The sequence below is a fragment of the Faecalibacterium sp. An192 genome, from assembly GCF_002160175.1.
In the GTDB taxonomy this organism is placed as follows: domain Bacteria; phylum Bacillota; class Clostridia; order Oscillospirales; family Ruminococcaceae; genus Faecalibacterium.
This window is the reverse complement of record NZ_NFKB01000075.1, coordinates 1-9,569: the sequence shown is the minus strand read 5'-3', so window position 1 is coordinate 9,569 and position 9,569 is coordinate 1. Positions and strand designations below refer to the sequence as shown.

Here is a 9,569-nt window from a genome sequence, read left to right as displayed (position 1 = left end):
GGTGAAGGAAGTGATCTTCGTCCACCGTGAGGAAGCCGCCAGTTTGCAGAAGGGAAACCGCATGGCTTACACTGGGCTTTGAGAGGTTCAGGTGCCGCACCACATCTATGGAGCGGACCATTCCCTTCTGCTTTTGGATAACAAGGATGGCTTCCAGGTAGTCCTCACCGGATGCGTGCAGTTCCATTTGTTCCTCCTATCAAGCAGATAGTTTCTGCTCTGCATTCCACATAGCTGCATACTTTCCGCTTTTCGCCAGCAGTTCATCGTGAGTTCCGGCTTCAACAATCCTTCCGTTGCCGACAACAAGAATTTGGTCAGCGTTTTTGACAATGGAAAGCGTATGAGCGATCATCACCACAGTCTTTTTCTCTTTGAGCAGATTAGCAATCGCCTGTTTCACAGCCAGCTCGTTTTCGATGTCAAGGGACGCTGTTGCCTCATCCAAAAGCAGGATCGGGCTGTTTTTCAAAATGGCGCGGGCAATCGAAATGCGCTGGCGCTCCCCACCAGACAACAGATTTCCATTCTCGCCGGTCGGCGTATCATAGCCCTTCTCCATCTTGCGGATGAAGCTGTCACAATTAGCCTCCCGGCAGGCAGCTTCGATTTCCTCGTCCGTGGCATTGGGACGAGCGTGCCGGATGTTCTCACGAATTGTATCGTCAAAGAGAAATACATCCTGGTCTACCATAGAGATTTGTTCCAGTACACGCTCTGCGGCCACATGGTTAATTGGTTTGCCGCCGATTGAAATGGTTCCTCCATTTGCCTCGTAGTATTTTGCAATCAGGTTCAGAATGGTGGATTTGCCGGAACCGGAGTCCCCGACAATGGCTGTGAGCTTCTGGTCTGGCACCGTAAAGGTGGCGTGCTTCAACACTGGCTCTCCGGGTACATACGAAAAGTCCACATTGTCAAAGGTGATTTCATGTGTAGATGTCTGAAGCGGCTCCATACTGCCGGTTTCTTCAGGTTCTTCGATGATGTCCACAACTTTATCTTTAGAAATTTTCAAATTTTTGTAGCTCATCAACCCACGGGAGATGGAGTCCGAAAGTTTTGCAAGCAACATGGGCAGCATACAAATCAATAGATAAGAAATCGGGTCCAGTTCCCCGGATAGCATAGGGATAGATGCCGCCCATATCATCACAGGCAGTCCGATCCAAAGAAAAATACATTGGATAGCGTTTGTTGGAATACCATGTTTCTCATAGTTGTAGCTCACATCACTGAAATGCTTTAGTGCAGAAGTTACGGTTTTATTTTTCGTTCCGCCGATACCATACGCCCGAAAAGTCTGTATGCCAGTGGCATATTCTACAATGCTGGTAACTGTTTCGGCACTGACTGCGTTTTTTTCTGTACCATACTTGCGTACAACGCGAAAAGAGAGCCAGAGAAATGGAATTAAAACCAATTCAACGCAGGCAAGGATAATACCTCCCGGCAGCCAAATGCAGCCTACAAAAATAACCATCATTGAGCAGAATGTAATGTGTTTTACAATATCCCCAACCGTATGAGTAAGGATTTTTTCATAATTATTGACATCGCTGGTAACGATGTTGATGTATTGTCCAGTCTGACCTTGCGTAAATCTGGACAGAGGTATGCGCTTTATTTTATCTCCCAGGAACAGCCGAGTCCGATTGCTGACTGCTGCACCACCGATCTGACTTTGTGTATATCCAATGCTGTAAATCACAATACGCAGGATAAAAATAGCACCCAAAAACAGAGAAAGCCGGAGGAGAGAAGGCGCATTGATTGTTCCATCCCACAACATCTTCATCGCTTCATAAAGGAGCAGAAAGTTAAAACCGGACAGCATACCTTCCACAACATTCAGCACCATGCCAAGATAAAACCGGCTATTTTTCTTTAATGGATTTTCACGCATGATCTGCACCTCCCTCCAACTGATAAGTAATATTGCGGGCCGTTTCATAATCTGTCCATGCCTGATTGTAATAAGCATTATCACGCCGGACTTCATCATGTGTTCCAACACTCGTGATTGTGTGATTTTCGACAACAGCCACCTGATCGCACATTTTCAAAGCGCCCAGCCGGTGAGCAACAACGATTACGGTCTTGCCTTTGCACAGGTTTTCAATGGCCTTGTCAATCTCTACTTGATTTTCTGGATCGGCAGCACTCGTGGCTTCATCCAAAATCAGGATCGGCGCATTTTTCAGAATAGCACGCGCTATGGCAATCCGCTGCTTTTCGCCGCCGGAGAAGCGGGAACCGAAGCTGCCTACCTTCGTGTCATATCCTTCTGGCAGGGACATGATAAAATCATCAATCTGCGCCTCCTTTGCGGCAGCCCGTACTTCTTCCAGAGTGGCATTGCTGCCCATGCGGATATTTTCCAGAACACTGTCGCGGGTGAGAAAGGTCTTTTGGAACACGATCGCTATATTCTGCAAAAGTGTTTCGTAGTTGATTTCCTTGACATTCTTACCGCCAATCAGCACATCACCTTCCTGCACATCGTAAAAACGGGAAATCAATTCAATCACTGTGCTTTTTCCTGCACCAGAGCGGCCTACCAGCGCCATGCGCTCCCCATCTTTAACTTTTAGACTACAATGTTCCAGAACATTTACCTTGCCATCGTAGGAGAACCGCACATTACGCAGTTCAATATCGTGTGCCTGGGGAAAATCTCCACCGCCCTCATATATCGGCAGTTCCAGAATTTCCTCGGTTTTTGTGACCGCCTTAAGTACCTGTGCCATATTGCTGGATATTTCCTGCAAAGGACGGATCTCTGTTAGGTACATGGAGCCGACAAAAGCAAACAGAAGAAATACGCTGGCCGTAATGGAACCATTCAGGAAAAACATACCGCCCAGCGGCACCAGCAGCAGCATTCCGCACTCAATCACAACGATAAAGGTGGCATAAAATGGCCCCATCCGCTTGGACATTTCATTCCAGACATCATTTTCCTCTTTTACGGCAGCAGAAAATTTCTGAAATGATTTACTGCCCATGTTATAGGCTTTTATCAGCTTCATCCCACTGATATACTCCACCATTACGGAGTTCAGATTTGCAACAGATTGATTGGCGCGCCCCATCATGCTGGATGCCCCCATAAACATTCCAAACATGACGAATACCGCTAATACCAAAGGCACCAGCGACACCAATGCCAAAGGTACATTGACGGTCAGAAGATAAACAAATACCACTACCGGGCCAACAAGATAACAAATTAGTTCAGGCACATTATGGGCCAGAAACAGTTCCAGTTTTTCAATGTCCTCATTAAGAACTGTCTTGATCTCGCCGGTACTGCGCTCATTAAGCGCACCAAGAGGCACTTTTGCCATATGGTCAATCACCATGCAGCGCACCTTCAACAATGCACGATAGGCCCCTTTGTGAGATGCCACACCGGATGCACCGAACAATAAAAACCGGATAACAATACCGCCAGCGATAATTCCGGCATCCCGAACAACAAATTCTGCGGTACAGGTTCCTGTATAAACAGCACTCATTAGATTGTAAATCCCGTAATAGGGTATCATGGTACAAATGCCGCTGAAAAAAGACAGGATGACAGCCAAATACATCCAATATTTTTCTTTTCCTGCCCATCGGAGTAAGAGTTTGATATTGTTGCTCTTTTTCTCCTTTTGCATAAAACTCACTCCCTTCATTTCCGTTCAATAGCTATATGGAAAATAGCTTTTTTAGTTTTTCTTCATTATCTGGAACCAACGGAATATCGTCGCACTGTTCTCCGTGGTCAATATGGAGAACGCGGGAACAGGTACGGCAGACAAATTCATAGTCGTGGGTTACGACAAAAATTACTTTTCCCATGGCAGAAAGTCTCTGGATCAGCAATGCAACTTGCTCCATACTATCGAAGTCCAAACCGCTTGTAGGTTCGTCGAATACCAAAAGTTCCTTCCCACAAATCATGCTGACAGCAACCGCTACCCGTTGCTTTTGGCCTCCGCTGAGTGTGTTTGGATGGTGATGGCGATAGGGTAATAAGCCAAGGCTATCCATTGTTGTTTCTATCAGCGCTTTATCTGGATTGCGGATACCAAAGGAGCATTCCGCCTCTACGCTATCGGCAAATAGTTCAAAGTTGACATCCTGCATAACCATGTACGAACGACGCAGCCTTTCTTTTCTGTCTTGAGGCTTTTTATTCCAGAGGAATTGTCCACTGGCTTCTTTATGCAGTCCGCACAGAGTACGAGAAAGAGTTGTCTTTCCCGCTCCGTTATGACCGACAACACCAATGACTTCTCCGATTCCTGCTGAAAGATTGATATGTTCCACAATAGCCTGTTTCTTATAATACAAATCTACATCCTGCAATTTCAGGACTTTGTTATCTGTCGCGCCTGGACTTGTGAATTGTGGATGTACTTCACGGAGATCCACGGCCCGGAGGCCCATGCGCTCCCGCTCGTCTCTTTCAATCGCCCTAAATTGTTCTGGTGTATAAATCCCGGCGATTTGTCCCTGCTCCATGTAGACAATGCGATCCGCAACATCCATCAAATAATAAAGTCGATGTTCCGCAATTAAAACTGTCTTTCCCTGCTGCTTAACCAGCTTCAGGTGCTTTCTTAAATCCTGTATGGCATCCATATCCAGATTGGAAGATGGCTCGTCCAACAAGTAAATGTCTGGGTTCATGGCATAGACGGAGGCAAACGCAACTTTCTGCTTTTCGCCGCCAGATAATGCGTGCAGGGAACGGTTACGCAGTGACTGGATTTCTAAATCCGCTGCTGTGGTTCCCACTCGTTGGCGCAATTTCTCCGTTGGCATTCCTTGATTTTCAAGGCCAAATGCAATTTCGCTGTCACTATCCGTATTGAAAAATTGCGTGCGTGGATTTTGGAATACACTTCCTACTTTTTCTGCAATTTCATACATGGTCAGCTCGGCAATATCTTTGCCATCAATCACTACCTGTCCAGTCAACTCTCCGGCATAAAACCGGGGAATGAGTCCGTTTACAAGGCGGGTAATCGTTGTTTTCCCACAACCGCTTCGCCCGCACAGCAGGATGCATTCCCCATCTTTGACAGTCAGGTTAATATCATGCAGCCCGCCTTGATCCCGTCCCTCGTATGAGAAGGTTATGTTTTTCAGTTCAATCATTCAGAACACCTCCTCATAGAATTGCCCCACAAGGAACATGGCAAGGAAAACAAGCACCACAATGAGGTCAACTATGCCAAAGCCAATCTTTACATACGAAGTCCGCTGCGTAGGATTTTCAATTCCCCTTGTCACAGACGCAACTGTTAGTTCGTCCGCGGTTTTGGATGCAGCCATCATCAGAGGAACATAGATGCACTCGATTGTCATAGCCGGATGCAATATAAAGTTTTTGAGATTAGGCGATACATCCCGCATCCGCATAGCATCCTTGATAAAATGCCAGTCCTCTCGAATTGTAGGTACATAGCGCAGCATGACCGCAACAGGGATTACGATCTTCTGTGAAATATGGCTTCTGTTCATGGCAGAGAGAAATTCTCCCACTTTTGTTGTTGAAATGATAATACCGGACAAAATGCCACAAGGATAAACCTTATGAACCAGGCCCAGGAACGCAATCAACATTACCTGCACATTACCGGATGGCATCTGCAACACCGCCTGCGTCAACAGATAGAACCCACCATAGACAATAACGCCGATAATGGAGTAGCGTATTTTCCCACAGGCAATACCAAAGCAGGCCACCAGCGCAACGACAAGCATTTCATAAAAAAGGGATGGAGCCATTGTTGCCGACAGGACACATAGGAGCAACAGTAGTATTTTTGTACGGGGGTCTATCCAAAGACCCCCGCGTTTTTCTCCGTTACTCATGCAGTAATCCCCGCTTTTTCAAACTGCTTTTTGAGCAATTTCTTTCCTACAAGGCCGCTGATAATCGCCAGAACGATAGTTCCCAGCAGAATGACCGGCAACATTCCTGTAGGTGCCGAATCAGTCATCATATCAATGTATTCCTGTGCAGTTCCTTTGTTCAACATTGTTTCTGCCCATGCTGCGGGATCAGCGAAATAAGCCAAAAACACGCCAGCAGGCCCAAGGCAGAACAGAGAATAAGAAGCAATATTCCACTTGATATTTCGATAGGCTTTCACACCCGCAACGATCTCAGCTACAATACCCATAACGACATATCCAAGATCCATTGCCCAGTGCATTCCGAGTACATACCAGACGATGCCGTTAATAATGCCCAAAATGACGATGCCGCCGCGCTTAGGTACTTTTGCTATCATCAGAAGATATACAGGCCCGCAGAGCAGGGCAATCCCAAACGGCTGATAAAAAGTGAGTGCTGGGTTTGGAGCAAAAGGAAGGGAGCCGATAAGCTCGAATACAAAAAACAGTGCGGTGAAAATACCAATGGTTACAAGGTCTTTGACAGTAAGACCTTTCTTGTTCAGATACGACGATTGCGCAGACATATCAAAATCCTCCTTTTCAGAGAAGCGCTATCTTGACGCTCCCTATTTCTTGTGTTATATTTTGATTAGATGCCGCTAACCACAAATCAAAGATACTCTATTTGCATCCTTCTTACAATAGATTGGAAGGATGTTTGCGTTATCAGGATATAAGTTTGCGCAATCGTGGCAAAGGAGCGAAAAGCGTTATGGAAAATATGATTGATGATTTCTATGTAACACAATTTGCAGAACGGGGATTTGTACCCGCTCCGAGTAATCTGGATTATTGCAAAGTTGGAACCACATGGCAGCTAAATGACAAAATTGGAACAGGCACATTCTGGATTTATAGCAAGCAAAATCTTTTTGACATTAAAATCCACGACTTTTATCTCAACGAGGATACAATTCTGGATTTTAACTGGCCGGAATGTTTAAGTATTATGCAATTTGATTCTATTTCCGGCGAGGAACTATCTCCTTATCATCGCTTAGAAGTTGGAAGTGTGAAAAGTTTCATTGGCGGCTACTCCACATATAAAGTGCTCATTCATAAAAAAATTCCAATCCGTACTGTTGGAATTGAAATCATGCCTGCTTATTATGAGGATTACTTAAAAGAACAATATCCTGATGAATATGCAAATCCCCTCAAAGCATTTGAGGCCATTGGACAGACAATGGATTTTCCTGAAATGTCTCGTCTGCTAAAGCAGGTAGAGGTGTATAGGGGCAGCGGCATTTCTGCGGCCTTGTTTTATGAAGGAAAAGTAGCCGAAGCAATCTCACTGATTGTGGAGCGGAGTCGGTTGTTACAACAGAAAAAAGATGTTCGAAAAAAGTTGTCCGTTCAGGATGTCCAGCAGTTAGAAAACTTGACAATGTATCTCAACGATCATTGCATACAAGATATTCCATTAGAGCAGATCGTGCGTATTTCCTGCATGAGTGCCAGAAAACTTCAGGTTGCTTTCAAAGAATATCATGGTTGCACGATTACAGAATATATTCAGCAACGGCGTATGAGCCAGGCAGAGACACTATTAGCCAAAACCGACCTGACAATCAAACAGGTGGCGCAAAGTGTTGGATATTCAAGTGCAAGTCGATTCGCTGAATTATTCCGCAAAAGCACTGGATTGCTGCCATTAGAGTACAGAAAAACAGCACAGCGAAAGTAAAGCGAGAGCCAAGGATTATTATTCTCTGGCGATCACCTTACAACTCGGATTGTATAATTTCCTCCACTTGTGCTTTCGGTGTATTCATCAGCCCTACCCAGTGCATAGGGTCCACAGGCTTTCAGTTCCTCGGTCACACCCGCCACCTCTATCATACAATTCTCTTTTCTCATTGGAAGAAATACCGCCCAAAAGGGCCAAAATACGGGGTACGTGAAACCGGCAAGCAAGTCATCTGGCTATCCACTTTGCCAGATGATGCTTGTTGGGGAAGCCCCCAAGCCCCTTTGAACGCAGAAGTTCCTTCTGCGGCTGCGCGTTCTGCGAACGCTTTATAAAAGGTTGACCACAACCGGCTTAACGCTGGCTGTGGTCTTTTTCATGCTCGTTTGCCGGAACGTCCGTGCGCAGCACCTGGTCCACGTTCGACTTCACCGTCAGAAGCTCCCGCATCTCATCGCGGGCGCGGCGGTACTCTGGGTAGAGCTTTTTCTTTTTGTTCAGCAATTCGCCGTACTCCGTGTTCAGGTCCTTGACCCTGGGCAGCTTCTTGAGGTTCAGCTCATTGAAGGCGTCCTTGGCCGCCTGGTGCAGGGTGATCTCCTCTCGGTGTTCTTCCCGGAACTTTTTCGAGTACCCGGCCTTGCGGTAGGCCACATAGGTATCACGGGTTTTGGCATAGTTGATGATATGTGTCCTCAGCTTGCTGATTTCCGCCATGCGGCTTTCGGCGGTCTTGAGCTGGCCTGCCAGATCGTCATAGCGCGCCGAAGCTGCGGCGGCTTTTTCTTCCAGCGCGGCATATTCCAGCAGGTCATGCTCAGACAGGTAGGTCATGGTCTGCGCCATCTGCTTCAGGTTGAACACCTTGGCCCAGCGGGCATAGCCCGCCCCTTTGCCTGCCTGCAGCTTGGCCTGAATGTCCACCAGCAGGCTCGGCTTGGGTGTTTCAGGTATCCGAACCGGCACCTTCCGCGGCGTGTGCTCTTTCTCTCCCGCCAGTACGGCAGACAGGTCTTCCTTCGTATATCCTTTGCCCAAGTTGCTGAGACGGGCTGGCTTTTTCCAGCCGGGCGCGCAGAGCGTTATGTTTTTGCCCCGCCGCTCTACGGTGCAGCCGGTCTTTTCCAGCTCTGTGAACAAAGCGCCCAGCTCCGCAGGTTTCTGTTCCAGCGCCCGGTCAATCAGGACCCGCAGCGTCTCCCGGTGGGACGGCTTGGCCCGGTCGCCCAGCCACTTGTTATAACTCTTGCCGTGCGGCTTGGGATTCTCCACGATGGAGTAGCCGTTCTCAATGCAGATGGTGTCGCTGAGCCGCCGGACTGCCCGGGTGCTGCCCAAAAAGTTGCGAAATTTGCGGTCACAGTCCAGGTTCACGGCGTTCCAAATGATGTGATTGTGAACGTGAGCTCTATCAATGTGGGTGCAGACAATAAAGGCGTGGCCCTCCTTGGTGAAACGGCGGGCCAGCTCGTATCCCAGCCGGTTGGCCTCCTCTGGCGTGATTTCTCCTGGCACAAAGGACTGCCGCAGATGGTAGGCGATGATGTCATCCTTTCCCCGCACACGTCCGGTCGCGGCGGTATATTGCCGCTTGGCCAGAAGAAACTCGGCGTCAGCAAGTTCGCCGTTGCACTGGTAGCTGGTCACCAGCCGGCCCTTGTCGGTCTTGTCGGGGTTCTTCACATACCCGATGATGTCCCGGATCGCTCGCTTCACCGTCCGGCCCTTGCCTGTGTGCAATGGCATGATGCACGTTGTGGCCATGTGGTTTTCCTCCCTTCAAAAAGAAAAGGCGGCCCGCTCTTGCAGGCTGAACCGCCCCATATTGTGCGGACAGTACAAAAAAGAGGCCTGCAAGGGGTAGAACAAGCGAATCAAAGACTGGCCTGGCGAAGCGAGAGCGGAGCCAGGCCAGTCT

General features: G+C 47.7%; 7 protein-coding genes and 2 pseudogenes. 1 reads left to right on the top strand and 8 read right to left on the bottom strand.

The features are described 5' to 3' along the window. From B5F27_RS14950 to B5F27_RS14925, 6 genes and pseudogenes are all read right to left on the bottom strand, one after another. A pseudogene (locus tag B5F27_RS14950) lies at positions 1-187 on the bottom strand (metal-dependent transcriptional regulator); the annotation flags it as partial. A gap of 12 nt (positions 188-199) precedes the next feature. After that, positions 200-1,906, bottom strand: coding sequence for an ABC transporter ATP-binding protein (locus B5F27_RS14945; protein ID WP_087368886.1), 1,707 nt, complete (start codon positions 1,904-1,906; stop codon positions 200-202). Next, on the bottom strand, positions 1,899-3,665 hold the full coding sequence (locus B5F27_RS14940) for an ABC transporter ATP-binding protein (protein ID WP_087368885.1): 1,767 nt from the start codon (positions 3,663-3,665) through the stop codon (positions 1,899-1,901). Before B5F27_RS14940 ends, B5F27_RS14945 begins: the two co-directional genes overlap by 8 nt. Positions 3,666-3,696: 31 nt before the next feature. Continuing rightward, complete coding sequence (locus tag B5F27_RS14935) at positions 3,697-5,154, bottom strand: ABC transporter ATP-binding protein (RefSeq protein WP_087368884.1); 1,458 nt, start codon at positions 5,152-5,154, stop codon at positions 3,697-3,699. Beyond that, entirely contained in the window at positions 5,155-5,874 is a 720-nt protein-coding gene (locus tag B5F27_RS14930; RefSeq protein WP_087368883.1) for an energy-coupling factor transporter transmembrane component T, read from the bottom strand. Continuing rightward, positions 5,871-6,485, bottom strand: coding sequence for an MptD family putative ECF transporter S component (locus B5F27_RS14925; protein WP_087368882.1), 615 nt, complete (start codon positions 6,483-6,485; stop codon positions 5,871-5,873). Before B5F27_RS14925 ends, B5F27_RS14930 begins: the two co-directional genes overlap by 4 nt. A gap of 188 nt (positions 6,486-6,673) precedes the next feature. On the opposite strand from B5F27_RS14925, the gene B5F27_RS14920 reads away from it, so the two are divergent. Then, positions 6,674-7,648: an AraC family transcriptional regulator gene (locus tag B5F27_RS14920; RefSeq protein WP_087368881.1), complete on the top strand. Its 975-nt coding sequence runs from the start codon at positions 6,674-6,676 to the stop codon at positions 7,646-7,648. Positions 7,649-7,685: 37 nt separating this feature from the next. Here B5F27_RS14920 and B5F27_RS17340 read toward each other — a convergent pair. Then, positions 7,686-7,791: pseudogene (locus tag B5F27_RS17340) on the bottom strand (TnpV protein); the annotation flags it as partial. Between the two features lie 214 nt (positions 7,792-8,005). Continuing rightward, positions 8,006-9,415: a relaxase/mobilization nuclease domain-containing protein gene (locus tag B5F27_RS14910; protein ID WP_087368880.1), complete on the bottom strand. Its 1,410-nt coding sequence runs from the start codon at positions 9,413-9,415 to the stop codon at positions 8,006-8,008. Between the last annotated feature and the right edge of the window lie 154 nt (positions 9,416-9,569).

What these genes read in the sequence shown, in the direction of transcription:
- B5F27_RS14925 (WP_087368882.1), bottom strand. Translation starts at nt 6,485, where the DNA reads ATGTCTGCGCAATCGTCGTATCTGAACAAGAAAGGTCTTACTGTCAAA.
- B5F27_RS14930 (WP_087368883.1), bottom strand. Translation starts at nt 5,874, where the DNA reads ATGAGTAACGGAGAAAAACGCGGGGGTCTTTGGATAGACCCCCGTACA.
- B5F27_RS14945 (WP_087368886.1), bottom strand. Translation starts at nt 1,906, where the DNA reads ATGCGTGAAAATCCATTAAAGAAAAATAGCCGGTTTTATCTTGGCATG.
- B5F27_RS14935 (WP_087368884.1), bottom strand. Translation starts at nt 5,154, where the DNA reads ATGATTGAACTGAAAAACATAACCTTCTCATACGAGGGACGGGATCAA.
- B5F27_RS14910 (WP_087368880.1), bottom strand. Translation starts at nt 9,415, where the DNA reads ATGGCCACAACGTGCATCATGCCATTGCACACAGGCAAGGGCCGGACG.
- B5F27_RS14920 (WP_087368881.1), top strand. Translation starts at nt 6,674, where the DNA reads ATGGAAAATATGATTGATGATTTCTATGTAACACAATTTGCAGAACGG.
- B5F27_RS14940 (WP_087368885.1), bottom strand. Translation starts at nt 3,665, where the DNA reads ATGCAAAAGGAGAAAAAGAGCAACAATATCAAACTCTTACTCCGATGG.